Raw genomic sequence first — 23,679 nt, 5'->3', positions numbered from 1 at the left:
CTATGAATGAAATAGAAAACAAAAGAATAAGCAAATTTCTAAGCCTTATTCTCAGACATCAACCCGAAATCATTCAGCTGAAACTGGATGAAAACGGCTGGGCAGACGTTAGTGAACTCATTGCAAAATCTGCAAAAGGCAGAATGCATTTTACTTTCAAAGACCTTGAAGAAGTGGTAGAAACCAATAATAAAAAACGTTTTGCCTTTAACGATGATAAAACAAAGATCAGGGCAAGTCAGGGACACTCCATTGATGTAGATCTGGCTCTGAAAGCAATTCAGCCACCCGATTTCCTGTATCACGGAACAGCAGAATCCAATATTTCTTCCATCCTGGAAAAAGGAATTGAAAAAAGGGCCCGCCAGCACGTTCACTTAAGTGCAGATAAGGAAACGGCCACAAAAGTAGGCATGCGCCACGGAAGACCTTTTATTCTGACAATCAGGACAAAAGAGATGCATGAAGACGGAATACCGTTCTATCTTTCTGCAAACGGAGTCTGGCTGGCTGATTTTGTGGATGCCAAATATATTTCAAAGTAAAAAATGGGCAGGACATTAGTAATAGGAGATATTCACGGAGGTTTTAAGGCCCTGAAGCAGGTTCTTGATAGAGCAGGAATTGTAGAAAATGATCAACTTATTTTCTTGGGAGATTATGTGGACGGATGGAGCGAATCTTCCCAAATTATACAGTTTCTGACACAGCTTTCCGGAAAGCAGGAATGTATTTTTATCAAAGGAAATCACGATGCCTGGTGTGAAGACTGGCTTTCGTTTGGAAAAGGTTCGGATGTCTGGCTTTTTAATGGCGGAAAGAGTACCGTTGAAAGCTATAATGATTATTCAGTGGAAGATCTGGACCTTCACCTTGAGTTTTTTCAAAGGATGAAAAATTATCATGTAGATGAGGCTAACAGGCTGTTTATTCATGCCGGTTATTCATCCATGCACGGCCCCGAAAAAGAAGTCTATTCCAGCAATTACCGTTGGGACAGGACCTTGTGGGAAACCGCAGTTGCCATGGATAAGAAATTAGCAAAAAACTCACAGCTTTATCCTAAAAGACTGCTTTTGTACAATGAAATATTTATAGGCCATACCCCGACATTGGATATAGGCATTAAATATCCCGTCAACAAAGCTAATATCTGGAATATGGACACCGGAGCAGCATATACAGGCTCATTGTCAATCATGGATATTGATACCAAAGAATTCTGGCAGAGCGATCCGCTTCCCGCTTTATACCCTGATGAAAAGGGAAGAAACAACTAAAACAAAATAGTCACAATCATCTGCAAAATCCGCGCAATCTGCGAAAGATAAAATAAACAAATTTCAGGGACTCCCGTTCCAAAAAACTTTAAGTAATTTTAAAGCTTGAAATCTTACGTCAATGAACCTGAAATACCTCTTAATCTTCCTAAGTTCATCTTTATTTTTTGCTCAGAATTCATTTCAGACATCTTTTGAAAAAGGAAACGGAAACCAGACAGTTACCTATGAAGAAATGAATGCCTATTACCGGAACCTTGCAAAAAGCTTTAGCACGATTCAATATCTTAAAAAAGGAGAAGATGATAATGGGAAACCCATTTATGTCGTCATTTACAATCCTTTTCCCGAAAAAGATATCGAAAAGCTAAAAAAAAATAAAGCTATTCTTTTCGTAAACAATGGAATTCATCCGGGCGAACCGGACGGAATTGATGCAACCATGATGCTTATGCGCGATCTGGCGGCGAAGAAGATAAAAACGCCTCAAAACTTCATCGTAGCAGCTATTTCTGCTTATAATGTAAGTGGAATGCTGAACAGGGGTTCTTATTCAAGAGCTAATCAAAACGGGCCGGAACAGTACGGTTTTAGAGGAAATGCAAGAAATTATGACCTGAACAGGGATTTTATTAAAGCAGATTCCAGAAATGCCAGAAGTTTTCAGGAAATCTATCAGTGGTTGCAGCCGGATGTTTTTATTGATAACCATGTAAGCAACGGTGCAGATTATCAGTATACTTTTACCTATATTTCTACCTTTAAGGAACGGCTGGGAAATGTACTTGGAAATTATTTTTACAACGATTACCAGGCTAAAAACCTTGAAGAGATGAAGAAACAGGGCTATGAAAGCACACCTTATGTAAATATTCACGGCGATATACCGGATGAAGGCTTTGCTGCTTTTGAAGACTCCCCGAGATATTCTACAGGGTATACCTCATTGTTTAACTCACTGGGAACCGTTCCTGAAACCCATATGCTGAAACCTTATGATAAAAGAGTAGATGCAACATATAAATATATGCTGGTAAATCTTCAGAATTTAGATAAAGATTACCAAAAAATAAAACAGCTCCGCATTGAAAACTTAAAACAGTACAAAGCCGGAATGCAGTACGGAATCCGCTGGAAGATCGATTCTACAAAATTTTCCACAATGGATTTCAAAGGATATGGCGGAAAGTACAAACCAAGTGATATTTCCGGAAAACCAAGACTTTATTATGACCGAAGTAAACCTTTTACAAAGAAAATAAAACTTTTTACCACAGCAGTTCCTGTAGGGTATATTACAATTCCGAAATATTATGTTGTTCCGCAGTCGCAGTACCGCGTGATTGAAGAATTGAAAAGAAACAGAATTCAAATGACAGTGCTTAAAAAAGATAGCGCTGCAAACGTAGAGTCTTATAAGATCAAAGATTTTAAAACAGTGAAAAACCCTTATGAAGGACATTATCTCCACTATGAAACAAGTGTGGAGGTCACAAAAGGAAATTTTGTTTTTTCGGCTGGAGATTATTTAATTTCAACAGATCAGCCAGGGGTAAAATATATCGTGGAAACACTTGAACCTGAAGCATTAGACTCGTTTTTCAACTGGAATTTCTTCGATGGAATCCTTGCACAGAAAGAATATTATTCCGCCTATATTTTTGAAGACACCGCTTCCGAATTATTAAAGACAGATAAAAAGCTGAAAGATGCATTTGAAGCAAAAAAATCTGCAGATAAAAAGTTTGCAGACGACGGAACGGCCCAGCTCGACTGGATCTACAGAAATTCTCCCTACTTCGAAGAAAAAACATTCAGGCAATATCCAATTTACAGAATCTTATAAATAGATAAAATTTGATTTAAAATATTGATAATCAGTGTTTAATTTACAGGTTTTACACGGACGCAATTAGGGTGTTTTTCCTGTGGATTTCTGATTGCATTCAACTGAAATTTGCTTTATAAAACCAATAAAAACTATAGTTATGGCAACTAAAAAGCATTTTTTCGTTTCGCTGGAAGGCGTAGACCTTTCAGATGAACAGTTGAAGAATATCGACAGAGGAATTCAGAATGTAGTTCTTTCCGAACTTTCAAAAATCGACAATACACAGGCTTTTGGAGCTCACAGGGATTTCAAAGGGCTTGTAAGACCGTTGAAAATAAAAGACTGGTTTCCGTGGGGAATCGTTATTTTCAAACCGGGAATTGATATTCTGAGCCAGGTGAAAGACATCCAGTCCCAAATAAAAAGCTATGGAGGCTAATTCCAATACTTCAAAAAAGATGTGTCCCAGTTATATAGGAAAAGTTGGGGCACAGCTTTTTGGAGTGGTCAGCAAAGACGGCAAAGTACAGTTTATTACACCTCTTACCGTTACAGAAGATTTTCTGGATCAGAATAAAGATAAGAACAGTCTTGAACAGAGGTTCCGTTTTACCGGAAAATGTGTTGAAAAAGGCTGTGCGCAGTGGGATAAAGAAGGATCTAAATGCTCCCTTTCCCGCAAAGTTCAGGACCTGGAACTTCACAAAGAAAAGCAACTTATGTTTTGCCCGATCCGGTCCCGGTGCAGATGGTTTTCCCAGGATGGCAAAGAAGCCTGTTTTTCCTGCAATGAAGTAACAAGGAACATGGAAGAGCTTCTTGTAAGTAATCAGCAATAAAAAAAGACGCTTCAAATTGAAACGTCTTTTCTATTTTATCTTCTTGGTAAACCTCTTTTTAAAGCAATTTCAGCTCTTTTAACGGCTACTTTTTCTTTCCAGTCCATATATTTCTTTTTGAAATTAGACTTCATGATATCATCAAATTTACGCTGTACGGTAAGATTCCATAAAGAGTGGGCCTTTACTGCCCAGGATTTGTCCCATGCTCTTAAAGAAATAGAGAAGCTTCCGTCCAGGTACTTCATCCAGTGCCACCATCCTGTAGGCATGAAAAGAGTATCACCATGTTCAAGGAAACATTCAATGCCCTCTACGCCATCCAGGGCAGGATATTTTTCAAAATCAGGATTGTCGATATCATAATCTTCCAGTGCATAGGTTGCATAAGGAAGCTGATACAGTCTTTCTTTCCATTTATATTCAAATAACTTCACATGCTTTCTTCCGTTGAAATGCGTATGGAAAATATGCGCCATATCAATATCAAAATGAAGAAAAGTTACAGAACCCTTTCCACCAAAAAACATGGAAGGATATTTATCAAGGAAGCCGCCCATCAGTTCTTTTGGAGAAATATAGTCTTCCAGTAATTTTTTGGCGTGCTTTATAGGATCAAAAAAGAAGATTCTCAGATCGGTAGGCTCCTTCTGGATGAGGTCTATATAATCTGCGAACATCATTTTTGTAGTCGGTGTATTGATGGGAGCTGCAGGATCTGCTTTTTTAGAATCATAAAGAGGAACTTCCACATCACCTACCGCTTCCTTTACATAATCCATGGTCCACTTCTGGTAAGCAGGCCATTTTCTTGCCATATTTTTAATGACAACGGGCCTTCTGGGCTTTAGATATTTTTCTGTAAACTCTTCCTGAGTAATATCATCTACAACATCTATAGGCTTTAAAATAATTCCCATTCTATAAATTTTATGTTACAAAATTATTAAATAAATATATATGAATCAGTGTTTAAGTTTTTTTTAATCTATGATTCAAATCATTTTTAACTATTTAGAATAAATTAAAAAGTAAGAAAATTATTCATAATTAAAAACACGTTAATTTTTCCTTACTGAATTACATTTTTTGATTCAGGCATCTGGAAATGGACAAAAAAATAACTTTTACCAATCTTAATTTTGTGACCTGATTTTACAGAATCGATATACCAAACAGATTATCAGGATGAAAATCACAATGTTGTTACCTGTCATACTTTAACCCTTGAATTTTAATCATATAATTTCTTTTTGCAGACTTTATTTCTGAAAAATTCCAGTTTCGGATTGAAATGTGAAAAATATCACTATTTTTATAGTGTTAAAAATTTAACCTTTTCCTGTAAAAGATATCTCTAATAAAAAAGTGTAACAAAAAACACAGGCTACAAACTAATTAGACAAATAATAAATTATGAAAAGAAAGATTTCTTTATTTCTGATGCTCTTTTTCACGGTGCTCACATTTGCGCAGAAAACAGTGTCAGGAAAAATCACTGATGAAGACGGATCCGGCATACCCAGTGCCAGTGTTACCATAGAGGAACCGGGCAAAGATGCTATTCTGGCATATGGGATCACTAATTCCAAAGGGGAGTATAAAGTAACATTCACATCAGCAGAACCCAATGTGGACCTGAAAGTGAAGGCATTCAATCAAAAACCTCTGACACAGCAGATCAGTAACAGCGACCAGACCCTAACGTTCAAAATGCAGTCTGAAGCAACAGAAATAAAAGAAGTTCAGTTAAAAACCAAAATGATTACCGCGAGAGGAGATACCATCGCCTATGATCTTAAGGCTTTTGACAGTAAAAGTGACAGAACACTTGCCGATGTGATGAGAAAAATCCCCGGTATTGAAGTTAATAAAGACGGAAGTATCCTCTACCAGGGAAATGCAATCAATAAATTTTATGTTAATGGTAAAGACCTGATGGAAGGAGGTTACGGAACAATCAACAATTCACTTCCAAAAGATGCCGTACAAAAAGTAGAAGTACTGGAAAATCACCAGCCGGTAAAGATTCTTCAGGATAAAGTGCCTTCTGACCAGGCTGCGATCAATATCAAGTTAAAAAATTCCGTTACCATGACCGGAAGAGGAGAAGTGGGAACGGGATTTGGAGATCCATGGCTATGGAATGTTAAGCTTACCCCAATGTTTTTCGGACAGAAAAGCCAATGGGTAGTTAATTATAAAACCAATAATATGGGGGAACAGGTAGAAAACGAAGGAAATATCCTGGCTTTCGGAAACAGGTTCGAGGGGAGAAGAATTAATGCCTCCCAGGACGACTGGCTGAACGTGGAAAATGCAAGTACACCCAACCTTCCGGTAAAAAGATATCTGATGAACAGTGTGCATTATCTTTCTGCCAACTATCTTACCAATATCGACAAAAAGAAAGAATGGGAACTTAAAGCCAACGCCAACTATACCAATAACGCTGTTGAAAGACAGTCTTACAGCCAGACAGATTACTTTGGAGGAAGCTCTAACTATACAAACATTCTGAATAATTTCTATACCGATAAGGCAAAAGGAGAATTGATATTTACCAAAAATGCCAAAAAGGGATTCTTTAAAAATACAACAAGCTTCTCTCAATACTGGAATGCAGACAGAGGAATTGTTGACAGAACAGATGTTAAAGACGGTAAACAGAGACATGCAGATGAAGCCACAGAATCACCTACCACATCATTCCAAAACTCATTGAGTACAATCATCCCATGGAAAGAAAAAATGGTCAATGTTTTATCTTATTTAAGCTATCAGACAGATAAACAGGATCTGGAAGTTTCACCATCTTCTTATTTGGATATTCCTGGATTTACTCCGTCATCAGGCAGCAGTTTTGTCCGCCAGAATTTAAGGCTCAAAACTTTTGAAGCCAACCATTCCGCAAATATTGGCTTTTCTACAAAAGGCTGGACATTTACTCCGGAAGTTGGATTTAATTTTAAAACAACAGATCTGGTTTCAGATTTATCAAATATAACCACAACAGGAGTACTTCCGGAAGCTTATAGTAATGATCTGAAATATACAACGGCAACACCATACGGAAGCCTAGGCGTAAACTTTAAGAGCGAATCATGGATGTTGTATGCCAACTTCCCTGTAAATTCTAATAATATTAAAGCGGAAGATCCGTTAAGAAATGTTGCAAAAACAGTAAACAAAGTTACTTTTGAGCCAAGTATCTTTGCACAGTACACTTTTGCCTCTTTCTGGAAAGCTTCGGTAAATGCTAACATCAATAATAATTTTGGAGAAATAAATACGGCTTATTCAGGATTTTTGATGACTTCACCAAGTGCAATTAATGCAATGGATATAGACAACCCGATTCCCCAGAATAATAACAAATCTGCAGGAACAAGAATAGAATACAGAAACCCGCTGAATAACCTTTTCTTTAATGTGAACTATAGATTTTCTGATGCTAAAAGAAACCTGATCTCCAACCCTACAATCAATGGGCCTGGGTATAGCATAATGAAGTATATAGAGCAGGACAACCATATTATCAGTAACGGATATTCAGCAGAAGTAGGAAAGTATTTTCCAAAGTTTAAAACAAATGCTTCCCTTACTTACAGTAATAATACAACGAAATCCGATGCATTCCTGAATAATGATTCTTATAACAATAAGAATAACGGTCAGTCTTATGGCATTAAATTCAATAACACATACTTTAGCTGGATGAGTGTAGATTATAACGCAAGTATTTCCAGAACAAAGCAGACAAGTACAGGAAAGATAAATTCCAATGCCGTCAGAACAGGATTTACACATAATCTTGGCGTGTTTTTCTATCCTGTTGAAAACCATACGATCGGATTCAACTGGGACCAGGTTAATACAAACGCAGCCGACCAAAAATACCGCAATGGGTTTTATGACGTTTCATATCAGTTTACCTGGGCTAAAAAGAAAATTGATTTTGAAGTTAAATGGATGAATATTGCAAACAAAAAAGTATTTGAAACATATGATATCAATACAACCAATATTACTTTTACAAGATACCAGCTCCGCCCAAGCCAGGTTATGTTTACCGTAAAATTCAACTTCAAATAAAAATTAAAACCAATCTCATCGAGATTGGTTTTTTTCTTATAATAGGGGTCCTAAAAACCCTGATAGTCTGCAGAAGGACCATAGCTTCCCGGAAGAGGGATGTCATTCAGTCGGTAATAAACCCCCAATTGGGCTCTGTGATGGGTAATCTGGTTTAAAGAGTGGCGGATAGAGCCGTATTTGCTCCATTTTGCCAGTTCTTGGCCGTTGTTTTTTAACGCCCAGCTATCATTGAGGTTTTCCTCTTCAGCATTATCGAGAGCCTTCTGTGCAGCATGGTAATTTTCTTCCAATGCCTGTAAAAGGTCTTCCTTTGTAGAAAGCTGCTTAGGCTGATAATCCCCTTTGGCAAAATCAAGGTCAGACGTTTTCAGCATGGTATCCGGCCATCCGAAAATTTCGGAGATGTGGGTGGCAAGAGGCATCATTTTCATGCTTTTCTCATGAGGGGCGTAGTCGTTTTTTCCTTCAGGATAAACCTCGAAAAACTTTCTGGTCGTTTGGTACTCTGCTTCAAGTTCATCTTTAAATTGTGATAAAGTATCCATAATATGTTGTTTTTTAGTACTTAAAGGTATAGCTTTTGGGAAGGAAAATGTTTTAAAGAAATCATAATTTATCTGAAAACTTAACATAATAATTCAGTTTGGAGAAATATACCGGATGATATGGGATGTAATATATGTTGTTGAACATCAGTGTTATATAATATCTCGGATGAAATGTTGAAAAAAAACTGTAACATATTTCAGGAACCGATAACTAATTAGTAAACATGTATTACAATGAAAAATCTATTTTCTGTATTCTTTATTGCACTTTTTGCTTTTGCATCGGCACAGGATTCCAAAGAATCAAAAGAGTCGGCAAACCGTTTCTTCTATGAGCTTACTTTTAAGCCGAAGAAAGATTCTGCCAAGACGGATAAAGTGGTGACCATACTGGATATTACAGATAAAAACAGATCAGTTTACCAGGATTATACTGTAATTGCACAGGATTCTATTATGAAAGTTGAAATAGAAGCCATGCAGAAAGCCGGAATGATGAAAGACCTTTCAAAAACCCTGAAAAGTCCGAAAATTTCAGCCAGAGTATACAAGTCCTACCCAAGCATGAAAGTTCAGTATGTAGATAAGATTGCCAACGGATTTACGCCAAGCAACATAGGATACAGCGAAGACATAAAATTCAACTGGAATATCCTTAATGACAAACAGAAAATAGGCGAGTATAATGCTCAAAAAGCCACCACTGAATTTGGAGGAAGAAAATGGACAGCATGGTTCAGCACAGACTTACCGTTTCAGGATGGGCCTTACAAATTCTTCGGACTTCCCGGTTTGATCGTTAAAATTGAAGATGATCAGAAAAATTACTCATGGGTTTTACAAGGAAACAAAAAAGTAAAAGATTATACAGAATATTCTTATATTGAAAACCTGATGCAGGCAAAAGGCGGGAAAGTGAATGAACTGACGAGAGAGAAATTTGAAAAAACATTCAACGATTTCAAAAAAGACCCTTTTGCATCCATCAGACCTATGATGACACAGGAGATGCTGTCTAAAACAGTTCCCGGAATGGATGGAACAGTTGGTGATATGGTAAAAAAACAGGAAAAACAGTATAAAGACTTCTACAGTGCCAATGATAACCCGATAGAAATATCATCATCAGATCAGGACAAGAAGAAAAAATAACATTCATATCAACTAATTATATTTTTAAAATCAACCCGGATACAGCAATGTGTTTGGGTTGATTTCTTTTATGCCTCTTTATTTAGATTAAATTTAAATAGCGTATATTTGCCCTTACAAAAAACCAGGCTTTGAAAGAGATTAACTTGCATAAATTAAGCGGGTTCCCTAAAAATAAAATGGGGAAGATTTTAGGTTATGATAATGATCACCTGAAAATGCCCAACAAAATCATAGAAATGGGGCTTTTGCCGGAAACCGTTTTCAGGATATTGTACCAGGCCCCGTTCAATGGTCCCATGTATGTAGAATTTGGAGAAGAAAAAAGCCGTATTGCTCTTCGTGAAGAAGAAGGAGATTATATCATTGTTGAAGAATTGAATTAATGCAGGAAAATAAGAAAAAACAGGTCCTTTTAGTCGGGAACCCTAACGTAGGAAAGTCTACTGTTTTCAATGCACTGTGCAATAAGAAACAGAAGACCGGAAACTACGCAGGTGTTACTGTCGCTAGTCATTCCGGAAATTATACCTATAAAAACGAGGAAGTTGAGGTAATTGATCTTCCCGGTTCGTACAGCGTTTATCCAAGCTCTGAAGATGAAGCTATTTTTTCCAAGTTTCTTATTGATGAACAGAAAAATTATGAAGGAGTTATCTATATCCTTGAGGCGCTAAGCTTAAAAAGGGGATTGCTTCTTTTCCAGCAGATACAGGATCTGGGTATTCCTATGATTTTGGTGGTTAACCAGATGGATCAGGCAAAAAGAAGAGGAATCACTATTGATATTCAGAAATTTTCCGATGCTTTAGGCATTAAAATTATTCAGACCAATGCCAAAGAACACATTGGAATTGATGAAATAAAAGAAGCCGTATTAAATAACGGGTTTAAAAAAGCAGACAAAATCTCCTTTGAAACACCGAACGAGCATAAAGATTTTATTCAGAAAATAACGGCCCATAAAGGGCTTGATAACGAATATAAAGCCTGGATGAGCCTTTCTTTAGGTTCTGACCCGGGAAGAATAGAGTCCATAAAAGACCTGCTGAACGAACCGGATTCCAAAAGCCTGGTTCCGAAAAGACTTCAGGTGCAGGAAACCGTAAGAAGATATCAGAATGTAGATAAAATATTAGCAGATGTAATTTCTAAAAAAGCCCAGTTCAAAGAGCTTCTGACAGAAAAGTTAGATAAAGTACTCGTCCACAAATTCTGGGGTTATGTCGTTTTTCTGTTAATCCTTCTGATTATCTTTCAAAGCGTTTTCTTCCTTGCAGAATATCCAATGAACTGGATCGATGATTCCTTTTCATGGTTAGCTGCTTTTGCAGGAGAACATTTGCCGGAAGGTCCCGTCAATTCACTGATTTCAAGCGGGATTATCCCGGGAATCGGAGGAATTGTAGTATTTGCCCCTCAGATCGGTATTTTATTATATTTCCTATATTTATTGGAGGACTCAGGATACATGGCGAGAGTTGTATTCCTGATGGACAGGTTATTGCGCCCTTTCGGACTCAACGGAAAGAGTATCGTCCCGCTGGTATCAGGAACAGCCTGCGCTATTCCTGCGGTAATCTCCACGAGAAACATTGAGAATGTAAAAGAAAGACTGCTGACTATCCTGGTTACCCCTTTCATGACCTGTTCTGCAAGGCTTCCGGTGTATAGTATCATTATCGGGCTTATCATTTCAGACGGATCATTCCTCGGAATTAAATATAAAGCCCTCGTGCTGATGGGAATGTATCTTCTGGGCTTCCTTGTAGCCCTGTTTTCAGCAGCCGTTCTCAGAAGGTTTATCAAAAATAAAGACAAGACTTACCTTGTAATGGATCTTCCAACCTATAAAAAGCCACTTTTCGGATACGATTTTAAAATGGTTTTGGGAAAAGTCTGGGACTTCGTTACCGGAGCAGGAAAAATCATTTTTATTGTAAGTATTATCGTTTGGTTTTTGAGTTATTTCGGACCAAAACAGAAAGCGGACGAGTTTGTAGCCGCAGACGTTCACCTGGACCATTCTTACCTTGCTAAAATGGGTAAGGGAATAGAACCTCTTATTGCACCGCTTGGCTACGACTGGAAAATGGGAGTGGGAATCCTGACAAGTTTTGTGGCAAGAGAAGTTTTCGTAGGAACCATGTCTACCCTCTACAGTCTGGAAGACGATGCTCCCGAAGTAAAAGTAATAGATAAAATGAGAAGAGATGTGAAGCCAAACGGTGAAAAAGTTTTCAGCTTCGCAACAGGAATTTCCGTACTCTTGTTTTACGCATTTGCAATGCAGTGTGTTTCCACACTTGCAGTAGTCTACAGAGAAACCAAAAGCTGGAAATGGACTGGCTTTCAGGTAGTGATGATGACCGGTTTGGCATATTTTGTGTCGTTGATAGCATATCAGATTTTAAAATAATGGATACCTCATTGATTTTTCAGTACGTAATCATTGTACTGATCGTTGTATTTGCCTGCTACTCCTTATTTAAAGTGCTCAGGAAAAACTTTGCACCGAAAAAGTTCAGTTCCAAAAGAACCAGCTGCGATAAGGACTGCGGTTGCTCATAATCCTGCCTCAGGCTCATAATTGAAAAAATTGTAGTAATTTCATTCCTGAAACTAAAACCATTTCGATTTGAGACTGAAATCAGCCATTGTATTTTTGTGTTCTCTTGTAGCTTCTCTGCTGAAGGCACAAACCGATACCGCCAAAATCAAGTCCTATGCAGATCAGGTAATGGTCCGCGTAAACCTTGATACCAATATTGAAAACTATATTTTTACAGAAGGACCGGAGGATAAGCCCATAGAAACCATCTTTAGTATCAATAATAAAACAAGAGCTTCTTTTTCTATAGATTACAGGATTATAAGTGCAACCATTTCATTTACACCAGGCTTTCTTCCCGGGAATAATGATGATGAACTTAAAGGCAGCAGCTCTTACGCAGACCTGAGATTCAGGTTTTTCCCGAAAAAATTCATACAGACTGTTTATTACAAAAACGTAAAAGGTTTTTACATGGAAAATATGAGCGACTTTTTCCCGGATTGGAGGGAAGGAAAGGATCCATATCTTCAGTTTCCCGATCTGAGAGTTCAAAGCTTTGGAGGATCTACAGCCTACGTCCTGAAAGATAACTTTTCCCTGAAAAGCATTTATACCCAGGGCGAATGGCAGAAAGAAAGCCGCGGAAGCTGGGTTCCTGTTGTAGATTATGACCTTTCCGTATTCAGGGATATTATAGAAGGTAAGAAAAGTAAAGAAAACCAATACAGTTTCGGAGCAAGTATGGGCTACTTCTATAATTGGGTTCCGGGAGCCGGAAAAAAAGTAAATATTGCTCCCAATATTTCTTTAGGACTGGGCGGAATGTTTTCCAGCAGCTGGGACATCCTTGATAACGGAGCAAAAGCCAACAAGCAGAACACACAGTATTTAACCCTTAAGTTTGCTGCAGGACTTCATATAGGATATAACACAGACCATTTTCTGTTCGGGGGCAAATTCAATGTCACAGCATATGCCTACAATGAAAAAGATAACCAGAATGTTCAGAATAATAATATATACGGACTTCTTTACATAGGTTACCGCTTTCCGCCACCAAAGGTGATCAAAAGAAATTACGACAGGGTACAGAAAAAAATTCCCATCTTATAACTTATTGGGTCTTTTAAGTATCTTTGCTCCAAAATACAACCAATTAAAACAACAAAAAAGGAATGTCATTAATAAAATCTATTTCAGGAATCAGAGGAACGATCGGCGGAAAAGTGAACGATAACCTGACGCCTCTGGATGTAGTGAAATTTGCTTCTGCATTCGGAACCTGGCTTCAGAATACACAAAATAAAAAGAATTTAACCCTGGTTATAGGAAGAGATGCCAGAATTTCCGGAGAAATGGTTTCTTCACTGGTAACAGCAACCCTGCAGGGATTAGGAATAAATGTAGTGGATCTTGGACTTTCTACAACACCAACAGTAGAAATAATGGTTCCTGAACTGAAAGCAGACGGAGGAATTATCCTTACCGCTTCCCATAACCCGAAACAATGGAATGCCCTTAAGCTATTAAACGGAAAAGGAGAATTCATAAGCGGAGAAAACGGAGCCGAAGTATTGGCGCTAGCAGAAAATGAAGACTTCAACTACGCAGAAGTAGATGATCTTGGAAAATATGAAAAAAGAGAAGATGCATTCGATATTCATATCCAGCAGATCCTTGATTTACCAATGGTAGATGTTGAAGCTATTAAAGCTAAAAAATTCAGAATAGTTCTGGACGCTGTCAACTCTACAGGAGGAATCGCCATTCCAATGCTTCTTGATAAATTAGGTTGCGAAACCATTAAACTATATTGCGAACCAAACGGACATTTTCCACATAATCCCGAACCGCTGAAAGAGCATTTGGGAGATATCTGCGAACTGGTTAAAAAAGAAAATGCAGATTTAGGAATCGTTGTAGATCCGGATGTAGACAGATTAGCCTTAATTGATGAAAAAGGAGAGATGTTTGGAGAAGAATATACTTTGGTAGCCGTAGCAGATTACTTATTAAAGCATAAAAAAGGAGCTGCTATCTCCAATCTTTCTTCAAGCCGTGCTTTAAGGGATGTTGCAGGAAGCCACAATTCAGAATATTTTGCAAGTGCCGTAGGAGAAGTGAATGTAGTAAACCTGATGAAAGAGAAAAATGCAGTAATCGGGGGAGAAGGAAACGGAGGAATCATCTATCCTGATCTTCATTACGGAAGAGATTCTTTAGTGGGTGCCGCATTATTCCTTACCCATCTTGCAAAAGAAAACAAAACCGTTTCCGAACTGAGAGCCGGATATCCGGAATACTTCATGGGTAAGAAAAAAATAGAGCTTACCCCGGAGATCAATGTAGATGATATTTTAGCCAAAATGGAAAAAGAATACGAGAATGAAGAAGTTTCTACCGTGGATGGCGTTAAGATTGATTTTGAAAAGAACTGGGTTCACCTGAGAAAATCCAATACGGAACCAATCATCAGGATTTATACGGAAGCTCACTCACAGGAAGAAGCAGATAAGCTCGGAGATGATATCATAGCCAAGATTAAGACACTAATTTAAATAAACAGGAACGGAACAGAAATGCTCCGTTCTTTTTTTGCAGGAAAAGAGTGAAAAGACCCAGTATAAATATTTAACCACAATTTGGTTTTTTTATCCACAATCCTTTTATCTGTTTTCTTTTTTTCCTATCTTTAAGATAGAAATTTATGAAAAATTAATTCAAAAAAAAGTTGCAACTTTGCATAAACATTTGAATTTCAGTTTCAGAAGTTATTATTAATTAAAAAGTTTGCCGGGGTTTGTAAGTATATTCAGACATCGGGCCGACGGAGAAGACACTATTGGAAGAGTATTTTGGAAATGAACTTGTAAAAAAGTTCGAGGAAATGATGGAAAATAATGATGAATTCTACTTCGATACCGAAGAGTTGGAAGACATTATTGTTTATTATCTGGAGCTGGGAGATTTTAACTACGCAGACAATGCTGTTAACTATGGCCTTAAGCTTCATCCCAATTCATTGGATATCAAGATCAAAAGACTTGAAATCCTTCTGGAATGGGAAGATTATAATACCGCGAAAGAACTTATTGACGAACTGAAAGGTTCATCTATGGAAAATACAGACTTTATGGTCTGCTATGCGAAGTATTATTCGAACCTGGGAAACCCCAGAAAAGCCATTGACATCTGCAAAAAAGCATTAGAACTGAAAGAAGAAGAAAACTTCCTTCATAACTTTATTGCGGACGAATATGTAAACTTGGGAGATCCCTTTAACGCTCTTAAACACTACAGAAAAGCATTGAAAGAAGATCCTATGGACGAGTATTCACTTGAAAACTGTATGATCTGTTTCAGCGATCTGAACAAGAGCGAGGAGGCTATTGCCTTTCTTAATGAATATTTAGATGAATTTGCCTATTCTGAAACCGCCTGGTTTGAATACGGGCAGTTTTACTTCAACAGAAAGAATTATGAAGAAGCCATGAAAGGATATGATTACCTGCTGGCCATCAATTCAGGTTCTGTAGGAGTATATGCCAACAAAGCAGCCTGTTATGAAGCTTTAGGGCAATATCAGAAAGCAGTGGAGGTTTACGAGGAAATGCTTGAGCTTGAATATACCAAAGCATTTACATTTTATAAGATAGGATTGTGCTATAAAGCACAGAAACAGTCCATAATGGCACTTAATGCCTTTCAGAAATCATTAAGGGAAGACCCGCAGTTTTACCTTGCAATGATGGAACAGTCTTATCTGTATGAAGAAATGGGCGGTATGAAAGAAGCCCTGCATTTTGCAAAAGAAGCAACCATGCTCAATGACAGTAACCTTGATTATCAGAAAAGACTGGCATTTCTGTTCATTGATTCCGGAAAATTTGAAGAAAGCCTTGCCTGCCTTAAAAAGCTGGTAGATGCAGAACCTTCAAGATTCTACAACTGGTATGCCTATTCAGAAGTATTGATGCTTCTTGGAGAATATGAAGACGCAGTAACTATTTTGGGCAAAGCCATAAAGGTGCACGACAGAGCGGAGCTTTATTATCAGCTCAGCAACTGTTATTTCAACCTCAGAAATACAGAAAAAGGCTCAGAGTCTCTTCAGAAAGCTTTAAGCATTGATTCATCTCTTGCTACGGATATGCAGAAAAAATATCCTTTCATCAAAGATGAGGTAAAGAAAGTCAAAGCTAAAGTAAAAAAGAAGAATTCTTAGTAAGCTGAAAGAAGTAAGCCTGATGACAGGAGTTGATTAAAGTCTTAAAAATCAAAAGATTTGCCTTAACCCTTCTTCATAGCTTAAAATTCTTAATGGTTTAAAAATCAGCGATACCAAATAAAAAATCCTGCACTGCTGCAGGATTTTTTTTATATCAATTAAATACTGTATTTATTTCTTTATAACGTTAGGTTTAGTTCTCAAAAAGATCAGCCCTCCAATGATAACCCCAGCTCCTATAAACTGTAAGATACTCAGTTTTTCACCGTCTAAAAAGCCCCAGATAATAGCAACAATCGGCATCAGTAATGTTACCGTTGAGGCAAATAATGGTGTTGATACTTTCAGCAGCCTGTAATTCAGGGTCATAGCCAGCCCTGTTCCAAAAATAGATAACAGGCTTACAAACATCAGCCCCATCATATTATCTTCGTTAAAACTGAATGTTGAAAAGAATCCTGTGAATGTTAAAGCAATAAGAGACGGAAAAAACAGGACGAATGAGAAAACAAACGCCGATAAAACCGTAGAAGAAACCTCCATAAGCTTAGATTTTACCGTTGTGGTGCTCATTGCGTAACATAACGTTGCCAGTAACAGCAATAATATCGGGATCAGTTTAAATTTTCCTCCCTCTCCGTCACCGCCGAAAGCCAGTAAACATACTCCTGTAAAGCTTATTAAGGTTCCCACGATCTGTTTCTTTGTCGTTTCAAACTTCCAGACCAGTGCACCCACAATAATCACGAAAATCGGCATCATAGAATTGATAATGCCCGCAATACTGCTGCTCACTTCCGTTTCTGCGATAGGAAACAGGAACATTGGAATGAAATTTCCGGTAATTGCAGCCAGGATAAGCCACTTTAAATGCTTCTTGGGGAACAATTTATATTTTGAAATTGCAATTGGCATTAAAATAATTCCAGCGATCAGGACTCTCAGAGCGCCAACCTGGTAAGGACTGAAATGCTCAAGGGATTTTTTAATCAAGATAAAAGAAGATCCCCAGATGATAGTTAATACAATCAGAAGAATCCATTTTTCCTTATTTGCGTTCATTGTTTTTGTGTAAAATTTTTAAAAATTCTTTTTTAGGAATCATTCTTGCACCCAGGCTTTCTAAATGTTCGGTATGAGACTGACAGTCAATAAGATCTATAGTTTCCTTATTGCTTTCAACAAAATGGATAAAGCCGGCTTTAGAGGCATTGCTTACTTTGGCAAACATACTTTCCCCGCAGAAGACACTCCCGATCTGGAGACCGTAAAAACCACCTGCCAATTCCCCATCCTGCCATACTTCAATGCTTTTGGCAAGACCATATTCATGAAGTTTGATAAAAGATTCCATCAGTTCATCAGAAAGCCATGTTCCCGTCTGTCCCTTTCTGCTCGCTTGCTGGCAGTTTAGAATAACCTCTCTGAAATTTCTGTTCTCCGAAAAAGTAAAAACCTCTCTGTCCAGTACTTTCCGCATCGATTTTGAAACTTTAATTTCATCAGGAAACAGCACAAATCTTGGATCGGGGCACCACCATAATATCTCCTCTCCGGGATTGTACCACGGAAAAATTCCCAGCTGATAGGCAAACCAGATACGCTCTATGGACAGGTCGCCTCCAAAAGCAACTAACCCATCATGCCCGTCATAAAGCTCAGGATCAGGGAATGAAATCTCGTTTTCGTCTAATCGGACCATTTTTTAGAAAAAAAATCCCACTTAAGAAAAGCAGGATTTATATTGAATCTTATTTTTTAATTAAAAAGGTAAATCATCATCATCATCTCCGGCGAAAGGATTTTCATTGGAAACAGGTGATGCAGATTGTGACGGGGAAGCTTGCGTAGGCTCCGAAGCATTATCCGTAACCTTTTCTACTCTCCATCCTGTAATAGAGTTGAAATATTTAGTTTCACCCTGAGGAGAAACCCATTCTCTTCCTCTGATATTGATTCCCACTTTTACAGTCTCGCCTTCCGTAAGGTTATCTAATAAACTGATCTTATCAGACAAAAATTCTATGTTTATCGGCTGTGGATACTGTTCCTGAGTTAAAATAACCATTTCTCTCTTTTGAAAGCCGCTTGCAAATGTCTGAGCATCAAAAAGTTTCTTTACCGTTCCTTGTAATTCCATATTGTAATTATTAACGTTGTAAAAGTAAGAAAATGAAATGTAATAATAGGACGGGCGGAAAAAAAATATGTGAATTTTAATTTTTTTTCCTGAAAAGTTTGGAAGGAAGGGAAAAAGCGCTATATTTGCACTCACAAAAACGAAACAAGTTCTTTAAAATAAATAAAGCAAACCAGCGGATGTGGTGTAATTGGTAGCCACGCCAGACTTAGGATCTGGTGCCGTGAGGCGTGGGGGTTCGAGTCCCTTCATCCGCACTATGCGAAAATAGCTCAGCTGGTAGAGCACAACCTTGCCAAGGTTGGGGTCGCGGGTTCGAATCCCGTTTTTCGCTCCACACCATGCCCTGGTGGTGGAACTGGTAGACACGCAGGACTTAAAATCCTGTGCCTTTTTTGGCGTGCGGGTTCAAGTCCCGCCCGGGGTACTAAAACTCTCTGTTGATCTCAACGGAGAGTTTTTTAGTTTTAAAGGGTTTGCAGAAAATCTATCTACTCCCGTTTGTGGATATTTATGATTTTTAGTTCTTATTTTAAACAAAAAGTTTTATATTTGTCGCTCCAAAAGAAACAATTCTTTATATAAAAGAATAAACAAGCAGCGGATGTGGTGTAATTGGTAGCCACGCCAGACTTAGGATCTGGTGCCGTGAGGCGTGGGGGTTCGAGTCCCTTCATCCGCACAAAGTATAACAAGCTCTCTATTGAATTTCAGTAGAGAGTTTTGTTTTTATTAGATAAACTGTTCTTAGGGCTCTGTGTGAACTTAAAAAGTAAGAGAAGTAATTTTTATACAATGAAACCCTTATTCTTCCTGTACCCATAATAATATTAACTTCTGTATCTGTATCCTTGATTGAATACTTCATAATTTTGCTGTACTAAACAGAGTATTATGGAAACAATCGTTCGAAATCAAGGTCAGATCCGGTATGCTGAAGCCTATATTTCAGATATGCCGTCTCTGAAAAATATTTTTCTGCAGTCACAGAATTCATCTAAACTTAATCCGGATTTCGGGGTTCCTTTTCTTTTGGTTAAAAAAGGGAATGACGTTTTAGGATTCGCCAGCCTGATTCTCAAAGGAAGTGGAAAAATCTCATTTAAAATATATGAGAACAGCCATCTTTCAGATTCAGAAAAAAAGAATTTCAGCCTGTGTGCAGAGCGTTATTTTAATCAGAATAATTCGGGAAACTTCCGGAGTACAGAACAGCTCAAAAGCAGTATCAGTAAAATGGTAAGCTGGCTGAACGCCGGATAAACCTGCAGGAATTTGTACATTTACCTAAAACCGGATCCTTATGTCAAAAGACGTTCTCTACCTTAAAATAGCAAAATCGGTCACTGAGCAGATTAAAAGTGATACCCTTCAGTTCGGAGACCGGCTGCCGTCACTCAGAAGTGCCCAGAAACTTTATAACGTCAGCCTGAATACTGTGAAGCAGGCTTATATGGAGCTGGAAAGCCTTTCTTTAGTGGAATCCCGCCCGAAATATGGCTATTTTGTGAGCCAGACATCACAGAGAAAGCTTGCATTGCCATCCGTTGCTCCGATGAAAATCGCTGAAAAGAAGAATACACCGGAAGACCTTATCGATAAAGTATTCGGAACCATTGACGGAACAGATGTTACCCAGTTTGCCTTGGGTATTCCGGGGAAAAGTTTCCTGCCTCTGGCGAAATTGAAGAAATGTATGATCAATGTGATCAAAAGAAAGAATGACAGCGGTACAGATTACGAGCCGGTACAGGGCAATGAATACCTGCGCCGGGAAGCTGCAAAATGGGCTTTGGTCCTGGAAGGAAAAATTACAGAAGATGATCTGGTCATCACTTCGGGAGCAATGAATGCGGTGTATACCTGTCTGATGGCAGTTACAAAACCCGGAGATTCTGTTGCCGTGGAAAGTCCCGTCTATTTTGGAGTGCTTCAGGCAATTCAGCAACTGGGATTGAAGGTGGTGGAAATTCCTACCCATCCTATTTATGGAGTAGATCTGGAAGCTTTGAAAAAAGTTCTGCCTACACTTTCTGCGTGCTGTTTTGTGACAAATTTTAATAACCCGCTTGGTTTCCAGATGCCTGATGAGAATAAAAAGGAGCTTGTAAGGCTAATTACAGAATATAATGTTCCATTGATAGAGGATGATATTTACGGGAATCTGTATTTTGGAGCAGAGAGGCCTAAACCGTGTAAGTTTTATGATGAGGCCGGACTTGTGATGTGGATAGGTTCTGTTTCGAAGGCGCTGGCTCCCGGTTACCGTGTAGGATGGGTGGCTCCCGGGAAGTTTAAAGAAAAGGTAATCCGGCAGAAGCTGGTACAGACGGTATGCAGTCCGTCCCTGTATTCAGATGTAATTGCGGATTTCCTGGAGCATGGCCGTTATGATCATCATCTGAGAACATTCAGAAATAAGCTGTATGCCAATTATCTGCAGATTCAGAAGTCTGTGACACAGTATTTTCCGGACAATACAAAGATTTCGGAACCGAAAGGCGGTTTTATGCTGTGGCTGGAGCTGGATAAAAAGATATGTACGGAAGATTTGTATGATGAAGCAATGAGCCATAAGATAAGTTTTGCCCCGGGAAGGATGTTTTCCCAATACAACCAGTACCAGAACTGTATGCGCCTTAATTATGCCCTGGAATGGACGGACAGGGTAGAAAGTGATCTTGAAAAGCTGGCAAAAATGGTGAAAAAAAGAATTTAATAAACACGATATAAATGTGCAATATGAATAATGAAGTTAAAATTATAACCTATGATCCCCAATATAAGGAAGCCTTCAAAACATTGAATGAAGAATGGATCAAAACTTTTTTCACAATGGAGGCCGGAGACTATAAACTATTGGACAATCCGGAAGAACATATTATAAATAAAGGAGGGCATATTGTTTTTGCTTTACTGAATGATGAACCTGTAGGGACATGTGCTTTAGTGAAAATGGAAGATGAGCCGCTCAGATTTGAACTGTCAAAGATGGCTGTAAGTCCCAAAGCACAGGGAAAGAAAATAGGATATCTGGTAGGTCAGGCATTGGTAGATAAGGCAAAAGCTTTAAACGCAGAAAGTATTTTCCTGGAAACCAATTCCATTCTGGTTCCTGCCATAAAGCTGTATGAGAAGCTTGGTTTTAAACATATGCCGATATCAGGTTCTGCCTATGAACGTTGTGATACACAGATGCTGCTGAAATTCAATTAAATAAAAAAGATATTAGAACTTGAACATACATCCGGTTCTAATATCAAAACTATATAACTACAACTGGTGCCGGAAATTTTCACTTTTACTTTTCCGATTTATTTCATGTCTTGTTATATTTTTTAGTAATTTTTCAATTTAATGAAAAGGTTATTTCTTAATAGATTTATATATTAATAGCCTTCATTCTGAACTAAATTAGGATTTGCCGTAATATCAGCAGAAGGAAGCGGGAAAATATTGAATTTTGCATCTACTGCTTTTCCGGTTTGTGTATTTCCTTTCCAGCTCCATACATAATCTCCGGGAGTAAATTTGTTAAAACGGATAAGGTCAGTTCTCCTCATAAGCTCCCAGGAAAGCTCTCTTGATCTTTCATCTAAAATAAAATCGAGATTAAGGTCAGAAAGGGAAATGGTGCCAGTTCCATTGTTGTATGCCCTGTTTCGGATGATATTTATATAATTAAGTGCCTGGGAAGAATTTCCTGATCTAAAGTAGGCTTCAGCAGCCGTTAAATAGGCTTCAGATAGACGGAACATCGGAAAATCCGTATCTACATATGCTGCATCTGATCCTGCAACACCATTTTTATCTGTATTTCTCCATTTCGTAAATGCATATCCGTCCTGGAAAGTTCCGGGAAGTGCTGCAATTGTTTTTTTATGTCCGATGTTGAAGAATAAAGCCCTGCTGTCATTTTTTGCAAATGCATTGGGATCTGCCGGATCAAAATTCTGGTCTGCTGCCTGAAATTTATTTACAAATTCCGGACGCACGCGAATATTTCCCCAGCCTCCTGCAATTCCCATTTTCAGGTAATTAAGCATGGTTCCTCCCGTTTGAGCCAGTACAAAAAAAGTGGTTCCTCCGTATGTTTTGGATTTTATCCCATCCATGTTCAGTGACCAGATGATTTCCGGGGAAGTATTATTGTCTGCAAGGAAATTATAGAGATATTTGGGAGAAAGGCTGTAATGGCTGGCTATTACTTTTTCTGCATACTCTGAAGCTTTATTCCATTGGGCAGTTTTTGTATAGGTCTGGGCGTTCAGGTACAGTCTTGACAGAAGGAAATTGGCTGCCGTTTTATCTACTCTTCCATATTCATTGGTATCCGGAAGAAGTACTTCAATTTCTTTTAACTCTTTTTCTATATAGGCATATAAATCAGCAGGTAAAATCTGTTTGGGAAGAAATTGCGGATCAAGTTTGTCAGAATCCGTTACAAAAGGTACTTTTCCGTAAGTATCCAGCAATACCCAATAGGAGTATGCTCTTAAGAAGCGGGCTTCTGCTCTGAAATTACTTACCTGCTGTTTGAAATTCGGATCTGTATGTCCTCTTTCCTGTAATTTCTGATCGGTTGTCTGCCTTAAAAATTCGTTGGTGTAGCCTATAATTTGATATAATCTTGCATAATAACCGTTGAGAATTGCTGTGTTTGAATCCCATGAATTAGTTGCCAGCTGCCTCAATCCATTAGTCTGAGAGCCCATTATAGCCTCATCGGTTGTGAGAATCTGAATATAAAAAGCCAGACGGATAAATGAACTGTACCCTTCATCAAAATTACTCATATCCGGATCTCCGGTTGGGCCTTCCTGTCCGCTGAGACATAATGAGGCATAACATTTTGCAAGAACTCCCTTATAGTTATCCGGATTGGAATATACCTGTTCTGTAGTTACAATATTCGGATCGATAGGCGCAGTGTCCAGATCATTAACACAGGAAGTTATAGTGAAGATCCAAAGTAGTAAAGGGAATATGTATAGACGTTTCATAATGGT

At 38.2% G+C, this 23,679-nt stretch carries 21 protein-coding genes and 4 tRNA genes; 19 read left to right on the top strand and 6 right to left on the bottom strand.

The features are described 5' to 3' along the window. Positions 1-2 precede the first annotated feature (2 nt). The 5 genes from HNP36_RS11480 to HNP36_RS11460 all read left to right on the top strand — a co-directional run bounded on the left by HNP36_RS11480 (position 3) and on the right by HNP36_RS11460 (position 3,950). Positions 3-545, top strand: a complete 543-nt coding sequence (locus tag HNP36_RS11480) for an RNA 2'-phosphotransferase (protein ID WP_184163327.1) — start codon at positions 3-5, stop codon at positions 543-545. Positions 546-548: 3 nt separating this feature from the next. Beyond that, positions 549-1,280 (top strand): metallophosphoesterase, encoded by a 732-nt coding sequence (locus HNP36_RS11475; protein ID WP_184163324.1) that lies wholly within the window; start codon positions 549-551, stop codon positions 1,278-1,280. A 121-nt stretch (positions 1,281-1,401) separates the two neighbouring features. Further along, a complete protein-coding gene (locus HNP36_RS11470; RefSeq protein WP_184163321.1) occupies positions 1,402-3,126 on the top strand; it encodes a hypothetical protein in 1,725 nt (574 codons plus the stop codon). 142 nt (positions 3,127-3,268) lie between these two features. Continuing rightward, a complete protein-coding gene (locus tag HNP36_RS11465) occupies positions 3,269-3,550 on the top strand; it encodes a hypothetical protein (RefSeq protein ID WP_184163318.1) in 282 nt (93 codons plus the stop codon). A 19-nt stretch (positions 3,551-3,569) separates the two neighbouring features. After that, positions 3,570-3,950 (top strand): hypothetical protein, encoded by a 381-nt coding sequence (locus tag HNP36_RS11460; protein ID WP_184163315.1) that lies wholly within the window; start codon positions 3,570-3,572, stop codon positions 3,948-3,950. A gap of 35 nt (positions 3,951-3,985) precedes the next feature. Here HNP36_RS11460 and HNP36_RS11455 read toward each other — a convergent pair whose 3' ends face one another. Beyond that, a complete protein-coding gene (locus tag HNP36_RS11455; RefSeq protein ID WP_184163312.1) occupies positions 3,986-4,870 on the bottom strand; it encodes a cupin-like domain-containing protein in 885 nt (294 codons plus the stop codon). Between the two features lie 496 nt (positions 4,871-5,366). Between HNP36_RS11455 and HNP36_RS11450 the strand changes: the two genes are divergently transcribed. Beyond that, positions 5,367-8,045 carry a carboxypeptidase-like regulatory domain-containing protein gene (locus tag HNP36_RS11450; RefSeq protein WP_184163309.1) on the top strand — a complete coding sequence of 893 codons (2,679 nt, stop codon included), beginning with the start codon at positions 5,367-5,369 and terminating at the stop codon, positions 8,043-8,045. Between the two features lie 50 nt (positions 8,046-8,095). Here HNP36_RS11450 and HNP36_RS11445 read toward each other — a convergent pair whose 3' ends face one another. Continuing rightward, positions 8,096-8,593 carry a DinB family protein gene (locus tag HNP36_RS11445; RefSeq protein WP_184163306.1) on the bottom strand — a complete coding sequence of 166 codons (498 nt, stop codon included), beginning with the start codon at positions 8,591-8,593 and terminating at the stop codon, positions 8,096-8,098. A 237-nt stretch (positions 8,594-8,830) separates the two neighbouring features. On the opposite strand from HNP36_RS11445, the gene HNP36_RS11440 reads away from it, so the two are divergent. The 6 genes from HNP36_RS11440 (at position 8,831) to HNP36_RS11415 (ending at position 16,527) form a co-directional block, all read left to right on the top strand. Further along, positions 8,831-9,748, top strand: a complete 918-nt coding sequence (locus HNP36_RS11440) for a GLPGLI family protein (RefSeq protein ID WP_184163304.1) — start codon at positions 8,831-8,833, stop codon at positions 9,746-9,748. A gap of 131 nt (positions 9,749-9,879) precedes the next feature. Next, positions 9,880-10,134: a ferrous iron transport protein A gene (locus HNP36_RS11435; protein WP_184163301.1), complete on the top strand. Its 255-nt coding sequence runs from the start codon at positions 9,880-9,882 to the stop codon at positions 10,132-10,134. After that, positions 10,134-12,167 (top strand): ferrous iron transport protein B, encoded by a 2,034-nt coding sequence (feoB, locus tag HNP36_RS11430; protein ID WP_184163298.1) that lies wholly within the window; start codon positions 10,134-10,136, stop codon positions 12,165-12,167. The genes HNP36_RS11435 and feoB overlap by 1 nt, the downstream gene beginning before the upstream one ends. A 219-nt stretch (positions 12,168-12,386) precedes the next feature. After that, positions 12,387-13,415, top strand: a complete 1,029-nt coding sequence (locus tag HNP36_RS11425; protein WP_184163295.1) for a DUF4421 family protein — start codon at positions 12,387-12,389, stop codon at positions 13,413-13,415. 62 nt (positions 13,416-13,477) lie between these two features. After that, entirely contained in the window at positions 13,478-14,860 is a 1,383-nt protein-coding gene (gene glmM, locus HNP36_RS11420) for a phosphoglucosamine mutase (protein ID WP_184163292.1), read from the top strand. Between the two features lie 284 nt (positions 14,861-15,144). Beyond that, entirely contained in the window at positions 15,145-16,527 is a 1,383-nt protein-coding gene (locus HNP36_RS11415; protein ID WP_184163290.1) for a tetratricopeptide repeat protein, read from the top strand. A gap of 174 nt (positions 16,528-16,701) precedes the next feature. Here the strand turns inward: HNP36_RS11415 and HNP36_RS11410 are convergent, their stop codons facing one another. From HNP36_RS11410 to HNP36_RS11400, 3 genes are read right to left on the bottom strand one after another with little or no spacing between them, the layout of a single operon-like run. Continuing rightward, positions 16,702-17,592, bottom strand: a complete 891-nt coding sequence (locus HNP36_RS11410) for a DMT family transporter (RefSeq protein WP_184163287.1) — start codon at positions 17,590-17,592, stop codon at positions 16,702-16,704. After that, positions 17,579-18,232, bottom strand: a complete 654-nt coding sequence (gene aat, locus HNP36_RS11405) for a leucyl/phenylalanyl-tRNA--protein transferase (RefSeq protein ID WP_184163284.1) — start codon at positions 18,230-18,232, stop codon at positions 17,579-17,581. Before aat ends, HNP36_RS11410 begins: the two co-directional genes overlap by 14 nt. A 60-nt stretch (positions 18,233-18,292) precedes the next feature. Further along, positions 18,293-18,670: a DUF3127 domain-containing protein gene (locus HNP36_RS11400; protein WP_184163281.1), complete on the bottom strand. Its 378-nt coding sequence runs from the start codon at positions 18,668-18,670 to the stop codon at positions 18,293-18,295. Between the two features lie 175 nt (positions 18,671-18,845). On the opposite strand from HNP36_RS11400, the gene HNP36_RS11395 reads away from it, so the two are divergent. The 7 genes from HNP36_RS11395 (at position 18,846) to HNP36_RS11365 (ending at position 21,886) form a co-directional block, all read left to right on the top strand. After that, positions 18,846-18,927, top strand: a tRNA-Leu gene (locus HNP36_RS11395). A gap of 4 nt (positions 18,928-18,931) precedes the next feature. Then, positions 18,932-19,007, top strand: a tRNA-Gly gene (locus HNP36_RS11390). Between the two features lie 6 nt (positions 19,008-19,013). Continuing rightward, positions 19,014-19,097 (top strand) — tRNA-Leu (locus HNP36_RS11385). Between the two features lie 173 nt (positions 19,098-19,270). Further along, positions 19,271-19,352, top strand: a tRNA-Leu gene (locus tag HNP36_RS11380). 212 nt (positions 19,353-19,564) lie between these two features. After that, positions 19,565-19,933 (top strand): hypothetical protein, encoded by a 369-nt coding sequence (locus tag HNP36_RS11375; protein ID WP_184163279.1) that lies wholly within the window; start codon positions 19,565-19,567, stop codon positions 19,931-19,933. A 40-nt stretch (positions 19,934-19,973) separates the two neighbouring features. Then, complete coding sequence (locus HNP36_RS11370; RefSeq protein WP_184163276.1) at positions 19,974-21,389, top strand: PLP-dependent aminotransferase family protein; 1,416 nt, start codon at positions 19,974-19,976, stop codon at positions 21,387-21,389. A 23-nt stretch (positions 21,390-21,412) separates the two neighbouring features. Next, complete coding sequence (locus HNP36_RS11365) at positions 21,413-21,886, top strand: GNAT family N-acetyltransferase (protein WP_228456350.1); 474 nt, start codon at positions 21,413-21,415, stop codon at positions 21,884-21,886. Positions 21,887-22,059: 173 nt separating this feature from the next. Here the strand turns inward: HNP36_RS11365 and HNP36_RS11360 are convergent, their stop codons facing one another. Continuing rightward, positions 22,060-23,673 carry a RagB/SusD family nutrient uptake outer membrane protein gene (locus tag HNP36_RS11360; protein WP_184163270.1) on the bottom strand — a complete coding sequence of 538 codons (1,614 nt, stop codon included), beginning with the start codon at positions 23,671-23,673 and terminating at the stop codon, positions 22,060-22,062. Positions 23,674-23,679 lie beyond the last annotated feature (6 nt).

The sequence above is a fragment of the Chryseobacterium shigense genome (genome assembly GCF_014207845.1).
GTDB lineage: Bacteria > Bacteroidota > Bacteroidia > Flavobacteriales > Weeksellaceae > Chryseobacterium > Chryseobacterium shigense_A.
The sequence above is the reverse complement of the archived record's forward strand: the minus strand, read 5'-3'. Positions and strand labels throughout refer to the sequence as shown.

Coding starts and splice junctions, on each gene's coding strand:
- HNP36_RS11480 (WP_184163327.1), top strand. CDS start 3: ATGAATGAAATAGAAAACAAAAGAATAAGCAAATTTCTAAGCCTTATT.
- HNP36_RS11475 (WP_184163324.1), top strand. CDS start 549: ATGGGCAGGACATTAGTAATAGGAGATATTCACGGAGGTTTTAAGGCC.
- HNP36_RS11470 (WP_184163321.1), top strand. CDS start 1,402: ATGAACCTGAAATACCTCTTAATCTTCCTAAGTTCATCTTTATTTTTT.
- HNP36_RS11465 (WP_184163318.1), top strand. CDS start 3,269: ATGGCAACTAAAAAGCATTTTTTCGTTTCGCTGGAAGGCGTAGACCTT.
- HNP36_RS11460 (WP_184163315.1), top strand. CDS start 3,570: ATGTGTCCCAGTTATATAGGAAAAGTTGGGGCACAGCTTTTTGGAGTG.
- HNP36_RS11455 (WP_184163312.1), bottom strand. CDS start 4,870: ATGGGAATTATTTTAAAGCCTATAGATGTTGTAGATGATATTACTCAG.
- HNP36_RS11450 (WP_184163309.1), top strand. CDS start 5,367: ATGAAAAGAAAGATTTCTTTATTTCTGATGCTCTTTTTCACGGTGCTC.
- HNP36_RS11445 (WP_184163306.1), bottom strand. CDS start 8,593: ATGGATACTTTATCACAATTTAAAGATGAACTTGAAGCAGAGTACCAA.
- HNP36_RS11440 (WP_184163304.1), top strand. CDS start 8,831: ATGAAAAATCTATTTTCTGTATTCTTTATTGCACTTTTTGCTTTTGCA.
- feoB (WP_184163298.1), top strand. CDS start 10,134: ATGCAGGAAAATAAGAAAAAACAGGTCCTTTTAGTCGGGAACCCTAAC.
- glmM (WP_184163292.1), top strand. CDS start 13,478: ATGTCATTAATAAAATCTATTTCAGGAATCAGAGGAACGATCGGCGGA.
- HNP36_RS11410 (WP_184163287.1), bottom strand. CDS start 17,592: ATGAACGCAAATAAGGAAAAATGGATTCTTCTGATTGTATTAACTATC.
- aat (WP_184163284.1), bottom strand. CDS start 18,232: ATGGTCCGATTAGACGAAAACGAGATTTCATTCCCTGATCCTGAGCTT.
- HNP36_RS11400 (WP_184163281.1), bottom strand. CDS start 18,670: ATGGAATTACAAGGAACGGTAAAGAAACTTTTTGATGCTCAGACATTT.
- HNP36_RS11375 (WP_184163279.1), top strand. CDS start 19,565: ATGGAAACAATCGTTCGAAATCAAGGTCAGATCCGGTATGCTGAAGCC.
- HNP36_RS11370 (WP_184163276.1), top strand. CDS start 19,974: ATGTCAAAAGACGTTCTCTACCTTAAAATAGCAAAATCGGTCACTGAG.
- HNP36_RS11365 (WP_228456350.1), top strand. CDS start 21,413: ATGAATAATGAAGTTAAAATTATAACCTATGATCCCCAATATAAGGAA.
- HNP36_RS11360 (WP_184163270.1), bottom strand. CDS start 23,673: ATGAAACGTCTATACATATTCCCTTTACTACTTTGGATCTTCACTATA.